Origin of the sequence: Bartonella sp. CL434QHHD (assembly GCF_042195145.1) — a bacterium.
In the GTDB taxonomy this organism is placed as follows: domain Bacteria; phylum Pseudomonadota; class Alphaproteobacteria; order Rhizobiales; family Rhizobiaceae; genus Bartonella.
This window is the reverse complement of sequence record NZ_JBHINT010000011.1, coordinates 67730-84560: the sequence shown is the minus strand read 5'-3', so window position 1 is coordinate 84560 and position 16831 is coordinate 67730. Positions and strand designations below refer to the sequence as shown.

The 16831-nt window shown below is 38.1% G+C and carries 16 protein-coding genes; 8 read left to right on the top strand and 8 right to left on the bottom strand.

Annotated elements, in window-relative coordinates; all coding sequences use genetic code 11:
* Positions 1-116 precede the first annotated feature (116 nt).
* Positions 117-362, bottom strand: a complete 246-nt coding sequence (locus tag ACFILN_RS01710) for an accessory factor UbiK family protein (RefSeq protein ID WP_273791228.1) — start codon at positions 360-362, stop codon at positions 117-119.
* Between the two features lie 304 nt (positions 363-666).
* Here ACFILN_RS01710 and lgt point away from each other — a divergent pair, with 304 nt between their 5' ends.
* The 4 genes from lgt to ACFILN_RS01690 all read left to right on the top strand — a co-directional run bounded on the left by lgt (position 667) and on the right by ACFILN_RS01690 (position 4900).
* Positions 667-1545 (top strand): prolipoprotein diacylglyceryl transferase, encoded by an 879-nt coding sequence (gene lgt / locus ACFILN_RS01705; RefSeq protein ID WP_375670729.1) that lies wholly within the window; start codon positions 667-669, stop codon positions 1543-1545.
* Positions 1520-2599, top strand: coding sequence for a class I SAM-dependent methyltransferase (locus ACFILN_RS01700; protein ID WP_375670727.1), 1080 nt, complete (start codon positions 1520-1522; stop codon positions 2597-2599). Before lgt ends, ACFILN_RS01700 begins: the two co-directional genes overlap by 26 nt.
* A gap of 102 nt (positions 2600-2701) precedes the next feature.
* Complete coding sequence (gene pgeF, locus ACFILN_RS01695; protein ID WP_375620697.1) at positions 2702-3493, top strand: peptidoglycan editing factor PgeF; 792 nt, start codon at positions 2702-2704, stop codon at positions 3491-3493.
* 474 nt (positions 3494-3967) lie between these two features.
* Positions 3968-4900, top strand: coding sequence for a ribose-phosphate pyrophosphokinase (locus ACFILN_RS01690; protein WP_273791232.1), 933 nt, complete (start codon positions 3968-3970; stop codon positions 4898-4900).
* Here ACFILN_RS01690 and ACFILN_RS01685 read toward each other — a convergent pair.
* Positions 4897-6396: an ATP-binding protein gene (locus tag ACFILN_RS01685; protein ID WP_273791233.1), complete on the bottom strand. Its 1500-nt coding sequence runs from the start codon at positions 6394-6396 to the stop codon at positions 4897-4899. The genes ACFILN_RS01690 and ACFILN_RS01685 overlap by 4 nt on opposite strands.
* Positions 6397-6688: 292 nt before the next feature.
* Here ACFILN_RS01685 and ACFILN_RS01680 point away from each other — a divergent pair, with 292 nt between their 5' ends.
* Both ACFILN_RS01680 and pth read left to right on the top strand, forming a co-directional pair.
* Positions 6689-7318, top strand: coding sequence for a 50S ribosomal protein L25/general stress protein Ctc (locus ACFILN_RS01680; protein WP_273791234.1), 630 nt, complete (start codon positions 6689-6691; stop codon positions 7316-7318).
* A gap of 76 nt (positions 7319-7394) precedes the next feature.
* Positions 7395-8021: an aminoacyl-tRNA hydrolase gene (pth, locus tag ACFILN_RS01675; RefSeq protein ID WP_375670725.1), complete on the top strand. Its 627-nt coding sequence runs from the start codon at positions 7395-7397 to the stop codon at positions 8019-8021.
* A 190-nt stretch (positions 8022-8211) separates the two neighbouring features.
* Here pth and ACFILN_RS01670 read toward each other — a convergent pair whose 3' ends face one another.
* Positions 8212-8955, bottom strand: a complete 744-nt coding sequence (locus ACFILN_RS01670; RefSeq protein WP_375670723.1) for a L,D-transpeptidase — start codon at positions 8953-8955, stop codon at positions 8212-8214.
* Between the two features lie 266 nt (positions 8956-9221).
* On the opposite strand from ACFILN_RS01670, the gene ychF reads away from it, so the two are divergent.
* Positions 9222-10325: a redox-regulated ATPase YchF gene (ychF, locus tag ACFILN_RS01665; protein WP_375630839.1), complete on the top strand. Its 1104-nt coding sequence runs from the start codon at positions 9222-9224 to the stop codon at positions 10323-10325.
* 159 nt (positions 10326-10484) lie between these two features.
* Here ychF and ACFILN_RS01660 read toward each other — a convergent pair whose 3' ends face one another.
* The 4 genes from ACFILN_RS01660 to petA all read right to left on the bottom strand — a co-directional run bounded on the left by ACFILN_RS01660 (position 10485) and on the right by petA (position 13732).
* Positions 10485-10925 (bottom strand): PRC-barrel domain-containing protein, encoded by a 441-nt coding sequence (locus tag ACFILN_RS01660; protein WP_273791238.1) that lies wholly within the window; start codon positions 10923-10925, stop codon positions 10485-10487.
* Positions 10926-11035: 110 nt separating this feature from the next.
* Positions 11036-11932 carry a cytochrome c1 gene (locus tag ACFILN_RS01655; protein ID WP_375657741.1) on the bottom strand — a complete coding sequence of 299 codons (897 nt, stop codon included), beginning with the start codon at positions 11930-11932 and terminating at the stop codon, positions 11036-11038.
* Entirely contained in the window at positions 11926-13179 is a 1254-nt protein-coding gene (locus ACFILN_RS01650; protein ID WP_375670721.1) for a cytochrome bc complex cytochrome b subunit, read from the bottom strand. The genes ACFILN_RS01655 and ACFILN_RS01650 overlap by 7 nt, the downstream gene beginning before the upstream one ends.
* A 4-nt stretch (positions 13180-13183) precedes the next feature.
* Entirely contained in the window at positions 13184-13732 is a 549-nt protein-coding gene (gene petA, locus ACFILN_RS01645; protein ID WP_273791241.1) for a ubiquinol-cytochrome c reductase iron-sulfur subunit, read from the bottom strand.
* 724 nt (positions 13733-14456) lie between these two features.
* Between petA and ACFILN_RS01640 the strand changes: the two genes are divergently transcribed.
* Entirely contained in the window at positions 14457-14933 is a 477-nt protein-coding gene (locus tag ACFILN_RS01640; RefSeq protein WP_273791242.1) for a tRNA (cytidine(34)-2'-O)-methyltransferase, read from the top strand.
* 631 nt (positions 14934-15564) lie between these two features.
* Here the strand turns inward: ACFILN_RS01640 and ACFILN_RS01635 are convergent.
* On the bottom strand, positions 15565-16818 hold the full coding sequence (locus tag ACFILN_RS01635) for a CCA tRNA nucleotidyltransferase (RefSeq protein ID WP_375663383.1): 1254 nt from the start codon (positions 16816-16818) through the stop codon (positions 15565-15567).
* Between the last annotated feature and the right edge of the window lie 13 nt (positions 16819-16831).

Here is a 16831-nt window from a genome sequence, read left to right as displayed (position 1 = left end):
TAACAGACTCAAGATTAAGCATTTTTTAGTTTCACGCATCACATTGAAAAATTGGGGATATTTTTTGAAGATTCTTTTTTTAAGAAACTATTTTACTTTTTTGTGTCTGCGTTTTTTTAATCATCTTTCTTTAAATCATCAAGGCGCCTTTTCAAATCAGCATTATCAGCATGGATTTTCAGCACCATCTCCTTAAAAGTCTCAAACTCTTCGCGAGAAACAAGATCAAGTTTGTTTGCTATCTTTTCAGCCTGCACACGAAAAGCTGTTCCAGCTTCACGTCGTATGCCTTGCGCAACGTCAGCAGCATCCGTTGCTAATTTTGCTAATTCATCAAGAATACGATTTGATCCATTACGCATAACATTTTTCCTTAAATTTTAATTATTGACGCACGCATTATAGCGTATTCTCATAACATTTAGATACTGTAATTTGTTCCTTTTACTCTATATTTTACATACTATGTAGACTTTTCATAACGATTTTGTTTAAGATTTTTTAATATTCCTTTATCACCATATTTTTTACCGCGATAAATCAGTGGAAATCTATCTCCCTTTCTGACTAGCCTCCCTACTGACTTGACCATTGTGCATTCATCTGTCATTTCTGACCATCAGAGTCACTTCATATTCATCTCGTATAATGTAAAATGCTTAACTCATGAACAATCTGTCTTGTCCAGCCATTGCTTTTCCGTCTTTCCTTGATCCTGTCATTATCCAGCTAGGTCCCATAGCACTTCATTGGTATGGACTTGGTTACGTACTGGGTATTCTTTTTGCTTGGTGGTATGCGCAAAAATTATTAAAAAAAACATCTCTATGGTATAGAGACCACCCTCCTATGGATAAAGAAAAGATCGGAGATTTTGTTGTCTGGTCTGCCATAAGTGTTGTTATCGGAGGGCGTTTAGGACAAGTTCTTGTATGGGATCCCATTTACTATTTTAACCATCCAAGTGCTATCATTGCCGTATGGGATGGGGGAATGTCCTTTCATGGCGGACTTATTGGTATTATCATTGCTATGATTTGGTTTGCCCGTAAAAATTATATTAACATACGAGCCATGTTTGATATCATTGCTGCAGGTGCTCCTATTGGTATCGGCATTGTACGAATCTGCAACTTCATCAACCAAGAGTTATGGGGCAATATCACTACACATCCTTGGGCTGTTTGTTTTCCTCTCGATCCTTACTATTTACCGCGCCATCCAAGCCAGCTTTACGAAGCATTTATGGAAGGATTTCTTCTCTTCATCATCCTGTGTCTTCTTATTTTTGGGTTCAAAGCATTAAAGCGTCCCGGTGCTGTATCAGGAACATTTATTATAGGCTACGCAGTAGCACGCAGCATTTCTGAAGTTTACCGTGCGCCTCAAGAAGATCCAGAATGGTTTTCGACTCTTTTCCATTCTACTGGTTTTACCTATGGCATGGCTTTATCTCTTCCCATGCTTCTTTTAGGGGGTTATCTTCTTCTCCACGCCTTTAAACATAAATCGACAGAAAATGGCCAATCTAAAAGAAAAAATTAAAGAAATTATTGTCCTTAATGGACCAATCACTGTTAGCCAATATATGACGTTGGCACTTACAGATCCTCAGTTTGGTTATTATCAAACACAAACACCTTTTGGACGTGATGGTGATTTCATTACAGCACCTGAAATAAGCCAATTATTTGGAGAGATGATTGGCATTTGGACTCTTGCGAGCTGGAAAGCTCAAGGTTGTCCTCATCCTTTTATCCTCGCTGAGATAGGTCCAGGACGTGGAATTTTGATGGATGACATTTTGCGAACCATCCAAAAGCTTTCTACAAGAGCATTTAATGCTGCTGAAATTTTTCTGATCGAAATAAGCAAAAAACTTGCAAAAGAACAAAAAAAGCGCCTTTGCTCTTATCAAAAACAAATCCATAGCATTGAAAATTTTAATCAAATTCCTTCAAAACCTCTCTTCCTCATTGCTAATGAATTTCTCGATACACTCCCTATCAACCAATATATTAAAGTCAATGGAGAATGGAAAGAGCGCTGCATTACAGTCAATCAAAATGGAGATTTCATCTTTATTGCTGCCCCGCATAAACTTCCCTCTTCTTGTCTACAAACCTATTGTTCTAAAGTGCCTGACGGAACAATTTTTGAACATGCCCCTTTACGGCATCAATTCATGCAACAAATCAGCCACCATTTAGTGCAAGTGACAGGTTCTGCTTTACTTATCGACTATGGTGCTTGTGAGCTTGCCTTTGGCGATACCTTGCAAGCACTCTCAAAACATAGATTTCGTGATGTTTTTGATGCCCCTGGTGAACATGATTTAACATCCCATGTTGATTTTTCTTTTTTAAAAAACATAGCTCTTGAACAGGGCTGTTTTGCTGAAATCTTAGACCAAGGAGAATTTCTTTTTAAAATGGGGCTACTGGAGCGCGCAAACCAGCTTGGAGTTGGCAAAAGTGCTCCTTTGCAAGACAAAATCCGCCAAGACATCGAACGGCTCGCTGGTCCAGATCAGATGGGAAAATTATTTAAAGTTTTACATTTCAGTGATAAAAACATCTCCATACCTCCTCAATTTTGATGATCGGCGCTTTTGTCAATAAGCACATCAGTATCTGAAATATTCATTGACAAATATGAACATCTCCATCCTCATTTCAAATAATCTCCATAAGGAACTTTTATGAAATCTATCCCTCATCCCATTCTTGCAAAAAATCTTTCTACTTTACACACCCATGGGATAAAACATGGATTTTTTACACGTCAAGGTGGTGTTTCAAAAAATCTTTATCATAGTCTTAATGTTGGGAAAGGTTCAAATGATCAGCTTGAATATATTGTACAGAATCGTCTTTTGATCGCTAATTATTTTTCTATTGAGGCGCAAAATTTAGTCACAGTCAATCAAATACACTCCTGTAACGTTGTCGTAGCTCATCAAGCAACTATCGGTGCACCTCCTCAAGCTGATGCTCTGGTTACGACCACCCCAGAACTCGTTATTGGGGTTCTTACAGCAGATTGCGGACCCATTCTGTTTGCTGATCCACAAGCTGGAGTCATCGCTGCAACTCATGCTGGCTGGCGTGGAAGCTTAAATGGAATTATCGAGAAAACAATTGCTGTTATGGAAACACAAGGAGCCAAAAGACAATCAATAACAGCAGTCCTTGGACCTTGTATTGGCCCTTATCACTACGAAGTAACAAATGAATTTTACGACCAATTTATTGATTACCACAGCAAATACCAAAAATATTTTTTAAAAACAGACAAAATAAATCGCTTTTATTTTAATCTATGGGCATTTATTATAAACCAACTCAAAGAAGCAGGCGTTAATGCTTCTTGTGTAGAGCTTTGTACCTATCAAGATGAACAGCGTTTTTTCTCCTATCGCCGTGCAATACACCGCAACGAACCCGATTACGGACGGCAAATTTCTGCTATTATGCTGAAAAACAAAAGATGAGCCCCTTTTATGCTTGAGAATAATACCAAAACTGCAAAACTAAACTTTTTACCCAAATGTAAAAATAAATCCCATTGGACTTTGCTTTTTTCACGAAATTATCTACCAGCACATAAAATATGATTGCCTTCGCTGTGATCATTTTCAATGTTTGGTTATAATAATTGAAGGCAAGATGATACTTCTTTTTATTACTCCCCTTCATTCATCTTAAATATGAAACATTCCCCATATTGAAAGCATTTTTATAAAGTAATAACCAAAAAGATTAATCAATATGTATTTCTTTGCCGCATGGAGAAAAAACTTTGCTCTAAAAGTAACAAACTTTTGGAAAAAGAGAAACCATACTGCATAGCTCTTTAATAATAATCGATAAAATTGTAAGGCTTTTGTAATTGTTCTCTTGCAATTTAATAAAAAGAAATTAAAAACCGTGTCGCATTCTCACCATGATAATTCAGAGGTTCTACTATGAAACTTTTCTGCGGAAATTCTAATCCACGCCTAGCTGAAGATGTTGCAAATTATTTGAACATCCCCTTAGGCAAAGCAACTGTAAAGCGCTTTGCTGATCAAGAAATTTTTGTAGAACTGCATGAAAATGTACGTGGTCAAGATGTTTTTGTTTTGCAATCTACATCCTATCCCGCAAATGATCATTTGATGGAATTGCTCATCATGATTGATGCCCTTCGTCGTTCTTCTGCACGTCGTATTACAGCTGTTATCCCCTATTTTGGCTATGCCCGCCAAGATAGAAAACCAGGACCACGGACTCCTATTTCTGCAAAACTTGTTGCCAACCTAATTACGGAAGCAGGGGCCCATCGTGTTTTAACATTGGACCTTCATGCAGGACAAATTCAAGGTTTTTTTGATATCCCTACAGATAATCTCTATGCTGTTCCTGTCATTTCTCGCGATGTCAAAGTGCATTATTCTCTTGAAAATGTTATCGTTGTTTCACCTGATGTGGGTGGTGTGGTTCGCGCGCGCGCGCTCGCCAAGCGCTTGAACAGTTTGCTCGCTATTGTGGATAAACGTCGCGAAAGCCCCGGTGAATCAGAAGTTATGAATATCATTGGAGATGTATCGGGAAAAGATTGCCTTCTGCTTGATGATATTGTTGATTCAGGTGGAACTTTATGCAATGCAGCAAGTGCTCTGCTTAAACATGGTGCCAATAGTGTCACGGCTTATATCACGCACGGTGTTCTTTCTGGTAATGCAATCGAACGAATTGCCAATTCAGAGATGAAAGAATTGGTTATTACAGATTCAATTATGCCAACACAAGCTATTGAGAAAACCCATAATATTCGTGTTTTGCCCATTGCCGACCTTATTGGAGAAGCAATTGCAAGGACAGCAGCAGAACAATCGGTTTCCAGCTTATTTGGTTAAAGTGGTTCCTTGGGGTCTCCCGGTGCTGTTTCAACACCAAGATCAGGAAATGCAACAATACGTTGACCACTAAAATGCGTGTGAATAACAATAAGTCCACGCTCTTCAAAGTAGGTTAAAAGTCGGCGTGCACGGCTTAAAGAATGAGTTCCATAAAGACGTGCTAAAAATGCATCAGATGGACATGGCTTTCCCCCTAATGCGGCCTGTGCCACATTCAAGAAGACTCCTTGAACATCTTCTTCCAAACTTTCTGATATCTGCAAAATATGTTTCCAATGTTCACTGACAGCCGTTTGTTCATCAACAAAAGCCTGAGCAATAGCCAATTTACGCCGAAATTGTGAAAGATTAAAAGGAACCTTTGACATACCATGGATACGGCAACGAACTGAAAAATCTTGATAAAGCACCGCTGTTGAACGATAAAAAGCCTCAGAATCCTCAAGAATTTCCCGAATAATATGTTCTGCTTGGCCGTCACGCTCAACATCAGAAAGTTCAGGAAATAAACTCAGGTTTTCTTCCAACAGCTCTTGTTTTTTATGCACTACCTCCTCTAACATCTCGTGCATTGATTTTTCCCTCATCGGCTCTCGTGTTTGTTTAAATGGCGTTAAAATTTCCTCTGGTGAAGCAGTAAAAACGAGCTCTTGCACATCATCCCGCTCTGTTGGAAGTGGCATTAATTTAGGACTAGAAGAGCGTGCCAAAGTTTCAACAGAACCGATAATGATTGGTAAGGGACGTCGTGATAAAGCAGGGCCTAAAGCTATAAAATTTCCCCGTTCAAGATCTCTAAACATTTCCGCTTGGCGACGCTCCATTCCCAAAAGATCAGCAGCGCGCACCATATCAATATCTAAAAAAGTCCGCCCTATTAAAAAGTTTGAAGCTTCAGCAGCAACATTTTTGGCAAGCTTAGCCAAACGTTGTGTCGCAATAACACCAGCAAGACCACGTTTACGTCCTCGACACATAAGATTGGTCATAGCGCTCAAAGAAATTTTACGCGCTTCATCAGAAACTTCTCCTGCTGCAGTTGGAGCAAACAATTGCGCTTCATCGACAACGACAAGCATAGGATACCAATAATCACGTTCCACATCAAAAAGTGCCCCAAGGAAAGCCCCTACAGCACGCATCTGTTGTTCAGTATCCAAGCCTTCAAGATTAAATACCACTGAAACTCGATGTTGTCGAATGCGATGGGCAATACGAGTCAACTCTAATTCACTACGTTGAGCCTCTACAATAACATGACCAAATTTATCTGCCAAAGTTACAAAATCGCCTTCTGGATCAATTACACAATGCTGCACCCACTTAGCACTTTGCTCCAAAAGACGGCGTAAAAGATGTGATTTCCCTGAACCGGAATTACCTTGTACAAGAAGACGTGTCGCCAATAATTCTTCTAAGTCAAGAAGTGCTGGCATCGATTTATGCAAAGCACGATTCTCTGACATCTCACCCAAGGCAATCTCAACCTTCATAACATCTCCAGTGTTTGATTTGGAACATATCAGTGCCAGCACATATTGGTTGATTCTCCATCCACACCGCAATTTGTAACATTTCCTCCTTTTTAACGGTAGAAATCATCGATTTTTCCCACAACTCTTGCATCTATGAATAGTTTGAACTATAGAACAAACTTCTGCGTAGACACCCTTGGAGGCAACGTAGAATGGAGTGATCGCTGTTGGTTAGCGCATATCTTCATATCCATGCAAAAACTATTACTGTTTTTGAAGGATCTCCAATCATGTAAAAAGGACTTAAATTATGAGTAAAAGCTACACTCTTAAGGCCGAAAAACGCGAGCGGGTTGGTAAGGGGTCCTCCCGTGAACTTCGCCGCAACGGTCTTATTCCTGCTGTCATTTATGGTGAAAAACAACCACCCTTGGCAATAACAGTTCCCTATAAAGAAATTTTCTACAAAATTCATGCCGGTGGCTTTCGTACCACCATTGCAACGATTATTCTTGACAAGCAAAAAATTATGGTTTTGCCAAAAGATTATCAATTAGATCCCGTGCGTGACTTTCCCCTCCATGTAGACTTTTTACGCATTTCAGCAAAATCCGTTGTAGAAGTGAATATTCCTGTCCACTTCCTCAATGAAGATACGGCACCTGGACTTAAAAAGGGTGGTGTCCTCAATATTGTTCGGCACGAAATTGAATGTACAGCTCCAGCAAGTGCTATTCCTGAAGCTATTGAAATTGATCTCTCCAGCTACTCTATTGGTGATTCTATTCACATTTCAGCAGTGCAACTGCCAAAAGATGTGACTCCCATCATCCAAGATCGAGACTTTACCATTGCAACTATTGCAGCTCCTGCTGGCATGGATGTCAGCGATGAAACTTCTGAGCAAGAAAATGATGAAGAAAACACGGAAACTTCATAAAACTCAAAAGGCGGGAATTTTTTCCGCCTTAATTTATGAGACATTACCCTTACTCATACTTTGACTGAAGATACACATGTGGCTTATTGCTGGTCTTGGCAATCCTGGTTTACAATATCAAAATAACCGCCATAATATCGGTTTTATGGCTGTTGATGCCATTTTTCAGTCCTTCTCTTTTTCTCCATGGTCAAAGAAGTTTCAAGCAGAAATCTCCAATGGTTTAATAAGTAATGAGAAAATTTTTCTTATAAAACCACAAACTTTCATGAATCTTTCTGGTCAAGCTATTGGCGAAGCTTTGCGATTTTATAAATTAGATTTGAAGAATTTGATCATCATTTATGATGAGTTAGACCTGTCACCGGGAAAAGTTCGTATAAAAATTGGTGGAGGAAATAATGGGCATAATGGCATTAAGTCTATTGATGCCCATTGTGGTACTGATTATTGTCGTATACGCATAGGAATTGGTCATCCTGGAAGCAAAGAACTTGTTCATCAGCATGTTCTGGGAAATTTCACCAAATCTGATCAAGAATGGTTATCCCCTCTCTTAGAGGCAATTGCAAAAAATATTGCTCTCCTTATAAAAGATGAGAAATCCCTCTTTATGAATGAAGTTTCACAAACGATAAAAAACAATCAAAACCATTGGCTTGAGTGTCCCAGTCGCGTGAAGAATATGGATAAGAACTCTTAAAAAAAATCCTCTTATAAACTTTCTCAAAGGAAAAATCTGTTGGCAACGTGAGAAGCTAAAAAATAGAATCAGAATACAAGCTTGTATGCACTTTTGAAAAAGAAAGGCTTATTTTCTCTTTTAAGAAAAAGAGAAGATTGAACAGAAAACCAAAACACTTAAACAGCTCTCTCCAATCTTCTCCCCAAAATTAAAAAAATTCATTTGGCTGAATGGTCGACTGTAGCGGATCATAGCCATTTGATTGTTGACTATAAACTGTAGGAATACTCCTATTGTTTTGCAATACCACAACACGCGAACCAACGGGAACACGATCATAAAGATCGATAATATCTTGATTAAGCAAACGAATGCACCCACTTGAAATAGCACGCCCAATTGACCACGATTCGTGTGAACCATGAATACGGAAAAGTGTATCTTTCCCATTTTTGAACAAATAAAGTGCCCGCGCACCTAATGGATTATCGGGTCCTGGTGGCATTCCTTTCCCAAGATGTCCATAACGTTCTGGTTCTCGAGCCATCATAGCTGCAGTAGGAGCCCAATTTGGCCACCGACGCTTGCGCTGTATAACCCCCTCACCTTCAAATGCTAAACCTTCCTTACCGACCCCAATCCCATAACGCAAAGCTTTTCCATTTTCACCAATAAGGTAAAGAAAACACTCTTGCGTATCTACAACCAATGTTCCAGCTGGATAAGATGTATAATAAATCACTTCTTGTCGCCAATATTTTGGATCAATTGTCGTAAGATCAACAGCAGGTAACGAATAAGTCTCATTCGTTACAGGACCATACAAAGCCTGTATTTCTGGTGGAATGTATCGAACTTGTTGAAAAGAAACCGATGACATATCTGACTGATGTGTAGCACATCCAGCCAAAGCCAAAAGTGCTGCAATTAAAAAGGCACAACGAGATAACACTCTTCTATTTTCTCCGATTAATTATTTATGCAGATTTGCATACCATGAAAAACTTAGCACAATATTAACATTAATTCGAAGTTTTCTTATCCTTGAAACTAAGGAGAGAATTAAGATAAGAAGAACTAAGGTAAAAAAAGCAGATACCTGCTACTTTATACTTTTTTCTCACTTATCGCAAGGCAAGGACTATAACTCTTCTGAAAATATGCTATAAAAAAGAAGCTTTATCTTGACTATAAAATCAAACGAAAAGAAAGACTCTCATGGGCTTTAAATGCGGTATTGTCGGATTACCTAATGTTGGGAAATCAACTCTTTTTAATGCATTAACAAAAACAGCCACTGCACAGGCTGCCAATTATCCTTTCTGTACCATTGAACCCAATACCGGTGAAGTTGCTGTTCCAGATTTACGAATGGAAAAAATTGCATCAATCGCTGGTTCAAAAGAAATGATTCCTACACGCATTAACTTCGTCGATATTGCGGGGCTTGTGCGAGGAGCTTCAAAAGGCGAAGGTTTAGGAAACAAATTTTTAGCCAATATTCGCGAAGTCGATGCCATTGTCCACGTTTTACGCTGTTTTCAAAATGAAGATATTACCCATGTAGAGGGACGTATTGATCCTGTTAGTGATGCAACAACGGTTGAAACCGAACTCATGCTTGCGGATCTTGAAAGTCTTGAGAGACGAATCATACAAATTCGTAAACGAGCAACCGGAAAAGACAAAGAAGCTCTCACAATTTTGCCTATTATGGAAAAAGCATTAAACATACTGCAACAGGGAAACCCTGTCCGGTTATTGCTCAAAGATATCTCTTCCGATGAACACCACATTCTTAAAAGCTTGAATCTTTTAACCTCCAAGCCTGTACTTTATGTTTGTAATGTAAGCGAAAATGACGCCGCTCATGGAAATAGCTTTACCCAAACAGTTGAAAAAATGGCAACAGAGCAAAATGCGCAAAGCATTATCATTTCTGCTTCTATCGAAGCGGAAATCACACAACTGAGTGATGCTGAAGCATCAGAATATCTCAATGCTTTAGGACTCTTTGAACCGAGTCTCAATCGCCTCATTCGCGCTGGTTACCATTTACTTGATCTCATTACTTACTTCACCTGTGGGCCTAAGGAAACACGAGCATGGACAATTACGCGTGGTACAAAAGCTCCCCAAGCAGCTGGCGTTATTCACTCAGATTTTGAGCGCGGTTTCATTCGTGCCCAAACCATCAGCTACAATGACTATATTGCTCTGGGTGGAGAAAGCGGTGCAAAAGAAGCAGGAAAAGCCCGCGATGAAGGAAAAGAATACATTGTGCAAGATGGCGATATCATGTTATTTAAACATAATACTTAAATCTTCACTCTGTCTTAATAGTTTATCTTGAAAACTTTGGTAATAGCTCCCTGGAATCTTGTCGCAAAAGCTCTCAAGTGTTTTTAGAACAAAAAGACTGTTGCTAGCATATGATTATGATAGCAACAGTTTTATCCATTAAAGAATAAAAATATAAAATTAGCGTGTCCAACGCCCTTCGTATTTAAATGTTGGAGCGTCCTTTAAAGAATCTTTTGTCGCATTTGTAATGAGTTTCCATTTACCATAATCATTTGTCATCTGGATTGTTTCTGGAGAAACGACCACATAACTCTCGCCTATACCAAGAAAACCACCAACAGCAATAACAAATCCTGCAATATTATTTTCACGTAAAATAATATCTTTTACTTCACCAATATTTTCATCTTCTATATTATATACATTGGCGCCTATAAGACTGGAAGCTACAAAATCCGTTGCTAAAGGTGTCACATAACGCACAGACTTATCTATCCCCACCTGTACAATACCCGTCGAAGAGATCATTTCAGGTTTTGAAGGCACTTCAAAAGACTGAGCATAAGTACTAGAAACCATCAAAATTGACATAAGAGTAGTACATGCAATTTTTTTCATTTTAACATCTCCATTTTTACTTTGCTTTTACTTTATAAAACCTCAATGCATCATAAAAAGATTTGTTCCTTATGCTCTTTATACTCTATACTCTTTCGAGTCTTGTCGCTTTACCCTTTTCTCTTTATTTCGTCTTTTATTTCTTTCTCTAACTCTTTTTCTAAACCACACCAAATACGATTTTTAAAAATATAAACAAGCCCTGCAAAAATGATTAAAAATAAAATAACACGAAAACCGGTTTTTTTACGAATTTCCATATGAGGATCGGCAGCCCACATCAAAAAAGCAGAAACATCGCGCGCATAATGTTCAATGATTTCTGGAGTTCCATCTTCATAAGCAACCATACCATTACTCAAAGGAGGAGCCATCGTTAAAGAATTACCGGCAATAAAATAAGGATTATACCAATAACCATTCGCAATTTTTATCTCCTTCGGTGCCTTCTGATATCCTGTTAAAAGAGCTGTAATATAATCTGGACCAGCTGTATCATAATGAGTTAATACATCAGTAATTAAAGCAGGAAACGGCAAAGATACCCCACGTGCACGTGCCATCAATGACAAATCTGGAGGATAAGCACTATTCAAAATAAATCTTTCTTCTTCTTCATGTGAAAAGGGAGAAGGAAAATAATCCGTTGCAACCCCAGCACGTTTAAAAAATTTTCCTTCTCGATTAGGGCCATCGCGCACTTCATATTGCCCCGCCAAAGCTTTAATCTGTTCTTGATCATACCCTAGAGCTTTTAAATTGCGAAAAGCCACATATTTTAGCCCATGGCAGCTGGAACAAACTTGTTTATAAACCTTTAATCCGCGCCTCAATTGCGCCTTATCATAAAGCCCAAATGGACCTGAAAAACTCCATTCTTGTTTTTTAGGAACTTGTAAAGGAAAAGAAATAAATCCCTCTTCCTGATCAGAGTCATCACTCGCTAAACTCTGAGCAGAAAAGCTCATAGCAACAATAAAAATCAGTCCGACAAAAACATTTACCATAGTCTCTTTTTCTGTTTTAAATCTTGCATAATTGAAGAAGGAAGAGAACAATTTTTTTCAAACGCTGGCAAAATCGGCAAAATAACCAAAAAAAATATAAAATAATAAACAGTAGCCAATTGTGTCCATAAAAGAATTTTATCACTTATTTCTCTTGACCCCAACCAACCAAGAAAAACGACATCAATAACCAACGCCCAAAAGAAAATTTTATAAACAGGTCGATATCTTGCTGAACATATTTTAGAACGGTCTAACCATGGCACAAAAATTAAAATGCAAATCGAACTGACGAATAAAACAAAGCCCACAAAAGTTGAAGGGAAAATACCAATATCAAAAGTTATAGCACGAAGCATCGCATAAAAAGGCAAAAAATACCATTCTGGAACCACACGAAGAGGTACCTTTAAAGGATCTGCCACACTATAATTTTCAGCCTGCCCCATATAATCGGGCATATAAAACAAAAACCAGGCAAAGAAGATCAGAAAAACAGTAATAGCAAAAATATCTTTGATAAGCGCATAAGGCGAAAATGGAACTGTTTCCTTATCTGATTGTATAGCAAGACCCGTTGGATTACCTTGCCCAACACAATGGATTGCCCAAATATGCAGCCCCACAAAAAGAAGCAAAATAAATGATAAAACATAATGGAAAACATAAAAACGATTCAACGTTGGTTGTCCTACGCCATAACCACCCAGAAGTGTCTCATGCAACCATATCCCCACCAAAGGTATCGTTTTAAAAAGCCCTGCAATCACTGAAGCCGCTGAAATAGACATCATCCCCCAAACAAGCACATAACCAAAAAATGCTATTGCCATCATGATGATATAAATAAAAATACCTGTAACCCATACCATTTCTCGCATGTTTTTATAAGAACCATAATAAAGTCCACGTGCCAAATGGATATAAACAGCAATAAAAAAAAACGAAGAGCCTACACAATGCCATGGACGAAAAAGCCAACCAAACTGCCCTTCACGCCGAAATCGTTCACTAGTTTCAAAAGCCAAATGAATATCTGGAACATAATGCATAGCCAAGACAATACCAGTCAAGAGCTGTGATAAAAGCATAATGGTTAAAATACCGCCAAATGTGTAAAAGTAATTAAGATTACGCGGAACAGGAAAAATTACAAATGTATTATAAAAAAAACGAGGAAAAGGAAAACGCTTATCAAACCAACGAGCAAGAGCATTTTTAGGACAATAAGGAGGAAACCTTGTCATGACCTTATCCTATTTTGAGCAAAGTATCAGAAAGAAATTGGTAAGGTGGAATAGCCAAATTATAGTTAGCGGGGCCTGACCGCACTCTTCCAGCGGTATCATAAACAGACCCATGACAGGGACACAACCATCCTCCAAATTTACCCGATTGCCCAAGTGTTACACAGCCTAGATGCGTACAAAGATTAATAACAATCAGCCAATTTTCACGTCCTTTACCTGCTGAACGCGCAAAATCTGTTGCTTCTTTTTCACCTTCAAGATTAGGATTGCGCGCTTGACGATCTTTTAGAAGTCTCAATTCAGTAGCGCGCGCATCAGCAATTTCTTTTGCCGTACGATTTCGAATAACAACAGGCTGTCCTCGCCACTTTACCGTTACCGACATCCCCTCTTCAATACCAGAAAGATCAACCTCAACAGAGGAAGATGCCAAAACAGCTTCATCTGGACGCAACTGACGGATAAAAGGCCACGCAACCGCTCCCATTCCAACTGCTCCTGCAACAGCTGTTACCAAAAACAGAAAATCCCGCCTCGTTTGCTCACCCATGGACTTAACTTAAAGAGACACTTTGCTAAAACATTCTTTTACCATACCCTCTCCCATTGTACAATGCTTGATCATTCAGTTACCTCAACCATGAAAACATCCCCGTAAAAAACTCCGCCATTTGTATGGTTTATACAAAAACTGTTTTATAATGATAATTCATCGTTTTACAGAGTGAATGAAATCCTGAAACACCGTAAGTTTCTTTCATTTCAAACCTATTCATATTAATCAATCAAAATTACTCCCCCACCCGTGAAAATCAGAGATAGCATGTAAATAAACACTTCTAAAGAAAGAAACATTGTCTTGTTATGATCATATCTCAGTAAATAAGTTGAGCTTATCGGTTATTTCTTTAACACATTTACAGCATCTCTCCCTTCCTCAATTCCAACTGGTTGCATGAGTATTTTTTTTTGCTTCTGTTTTTGCATAAAAAGCATATTTTGTTGATTTTAATTAAAATGGATGATCTAACCTCATTAAATACCCCACTTTTCAACATAATGAGCCAATCCATTTCATGGATCGCTCAATAAAAGGAAGTCTCTAATAGGGAGCTTCTCTCTTATCCCAAACAGACCTGTATACATAACTTTTTCCCTGAAATTTAAAGGGAATAAAAATTAACCGTAAAAACATGTATTTCTCAAAGCATATTTTTCGAATAAATTGTGGTGCTTCTTTACAAAGTCGAAAGAAAAATCATATTACAGAGAACATGACACTTCATATAGCTCTTTTCCAACCTGATATTGCTGGTAATACTGGAACGATTTTACGTCTTAGCGCTTGCTTTGGTTTACATGTGCACATTATTGAACCTGCAGGCTTTAATCTGTCGGATCGTAATCTCAAACGCGCAGGATTGGATTATCTCGAATATGCTTCCTTAGAACGACACATTGATTGGCAACATTTTATAAGCTCCATGAAACACTTAAACCGCCGCCTGTTGCTTTTAAGTACAAAAGCAAAAACATGCTATACGCAGATATGCTATCAAAGAAATGATGTTTTACTTTTTGGTCGTGAAACAGCTGGCGTTCCCGATTATGTTCATGAAGCGGCCGATTACACATTGAAAATTCCCATGCAACCACAGGCACGCTCTCTAAATCTCGCCATGAGCGTAGCCATAACAACAGGAGAAGCATTACGCCAAATTGGTTATCATGAAAGAACCTGTAATCTATAAAACACAGCAATTCCACTAAAATTTTTAATAGAACGATAAAAATACATAAAATATGGTTTTAAATAATTAAAAAATATTTTTTATAGCGTATAATAAGTAATTAAAAGCGCATACGTTTCAATAATACTTTTGGAATAACTTACAGAATTCCTGTAAAAAAACATAAATTATTACGAAAAACAATATACAATATATAAAAAACAGTTAGAGCGTATAATGCCTATCATTTTCCAACAATTAAGTGCTGATAAAATAAACATTTCTTAGTGCCCATCATATCCATTTCATATCACCACCTATAAATGATTAAATACTCCTCCTAGTAAAAATCCATTAGACATCCCCCTCTTCATGCTCATACAAAGTACAAACAGCTATCACTATTCTCTTTATTCGTTCTCATTTTCGAGAATCCTTATCTTTGAGATGGTTCATAAGAGACATTTTTCCTCTCTGTAATCATTTTTCCTCACTTGTGACATCTAAGGCAATAATTTTGATTGATTAATATGAACAGGTTTGAAATAACCTTACAATATTTGGAGCTCTTGTTTCACATGAAAAATTACTATTATAAATTAATATGTTGACTTAAAAAATATAAACAACAGTGGGTTTGTAAACAGATATATTATAAATCAATTTTTTCTAATAGTGCATGACGATCCATTAAAAATCCGCTTTCAACCCATATCATTTCTAGCTCTTTAAGCTTTTTTCCTAAAAGTACACCTTTCGTAAAACCTTTCTTTATTAAATCGTTACCATTAATAGGAAAAGTTGGAATCTGCCATTTTTTGGCAAGTTGATGAAGCTTGACATAACCCTCTGCTTTTTGCAAAGCATCACTTTTTTCCAGATGATCAAGATGTGATGCAGCGACAGACAACGATAATTGATCTAAAACTGGCTGTCGTCCATGAAAATAAATCAGTTTTTGCACAAAATGATCAGAACAGTTTTGGTTTATTATTTCTAACTCTGCCCATTCTTTTAATCGCGTTCTTTCTTTATGGGAAAAATGCAAGCGCTGTGCCATTTCATGAAGACGTATGGGGTCAGGAGGAAGAAGGCTTTCTAGCCGTAATAATGGATCAACTTTCCAACCAAGAGTCTGTTCTGTCTTCACCAATGCGTGAATTGCATCAATGCCCCATCGTTCTGTTTCAGGAAAAATGAGTGCCAAAACTCTGCTTTGTCGCATCCATAAAAGAGCACGCGTTGGATCAAACGCCGCAAGAAGCTTTTTCATTTCTGCCCAAATACGTTCAGAAGAAAGTTTTTTTAAACCGTGTTTTAAACGAACACATGCCTTCAATCCTTGCACATCAGGTCGCCCTGCTCCATACCACGCAAAAAAGCGAAAAAACCGTAAAATACGCAAATAATCTTCGCAAATACGATCTTCTGCAACCCCAATAAAACGAACTGTTCGGCTAGCAATATCACTCAAACCTCCCACATCATCATAAAGGTTTCCAGCAGCATCACAATAAAGTGCATTTATCGTAAAATCCCGCCGTTCAGCATCTTTTTTCCAATCACGACCAAATGCCACTTTTGCATGACGACCATCTGTTTCAATATCGCAGCGAAGCGTTGTAACCTCATAAGAACATGAATGAGCAATTACTGTTATTGTACCAAAAGCAATCCCTGTAGGAATAGCTTTAAATCCTGCTTCTTCTACACGTGCAATAACCTGTTGCGGCAAACAGGTTGTTGCAATATCAATATCACTAATAGGCTGCCCTAGCAGTTGATTGCGCACTGCTCCCCCTACAATACGCGCCTCTTCCCCCTCCTCAGACAAAACACGAAGAAGTGTTTGAATATCACTTTGTTGTAACCACGCAACCTGTTTGAAGTTCTGTCTTATATTCACCCTTTAACCTTTC

Coding starts and splice junctions, on each gene's coding strand:
- ACFILN_RS01710 (WP_273791228.1), bottom strand. CDS start 362: ATGCGTAATGGATCAAATCGTATTCTTGATGAATTAGCAAAATTAGCA.
- lgt (WP_375670729.1), top strand. CDS start 667: ATGAACAATCTGTCTTGTCCAGCCATTGCTTTTCCGTCTTTCCTTGAT.
- ACFILN_RS01700 (WP_375670727.1), top strand. CDS start 1,520: ATGGCCAATCTAAAAGAAAAAATTAAAGAAATTATTGTCCTTAATGGA.
- pgeF (WP_375620697.1), top strand. CDS start 2,702: ATGAAATCTATCCCTCATCCCATTCTTGCAAAAAATCTTTCTACTTTA.
- ACFILN_RS01690 (WP_273791232.1), top strand. CDS start 3,968: ATGAAACTTTTCTGCGGAAATTCTAATCCACGCCTAGCTGAAGATGTT.
- ACFILN_RS01685 (WP_273791233.1), bottom strand. CDS start 6,396: ATGAAGGTTGAGATTGCCTTGGGTGAGATGTCAGAGAATCGTGCTTTG.
- ACFILN_RS01680 (WP_273791234.1), top strand. CDS start 6,689: ATGAGTAAAAGCTACACTCTTAAGGCCGAAAAACGCGAGCGGGTTGGT.
- pth (WP_375670725.1), top strand. CDS start 7,395: ATGTGGCTTATTGCTGGTCTTGGCAATCCTGGTTTACAATATCAAAAT.
- ychF (WP_375630839.1), top strand. CDS start 9,222: ATGGGCTTTAAATGCGGTATTGTCGGATTACCTAATGTTGGGAAATCA.
- ACFILN_RS01660 (WP_273791238.1), bottom strand. CDS start 10,925: ATGAAAAAAATTGCATGTACTACTCTTATGTCAATTTTGATGGTTTCT.
- ACFILN_RS01655 (WP_375657741.1), bottom strand. CDS start 11,932: ATGGTAAATGTTTTTGTCGGACTGATTTTTATTGTTGCTATGAGCTTT.
- ACFILN_RS01650 (WP_375670721.1), bottom strand. CDS start 13,179: ATGACAAGGTTTCCTCCTTATTGTCCTAAAAATGCTCTTGCTCGTTGG.
- petA (WP_273791241.1), bottom strand. CDS start 13,732: ATGGGTGAGCAAACGAGGCGGGATTTTCTGTTTTTGGTAACAGCTGTT.
- ACFILN_RS01640 (WP_273791242.1), top strand. CDS start 14,457: ATGACACTTCATATAGCTCTTTTCCAACCTGATATTGCTGGTAATACT.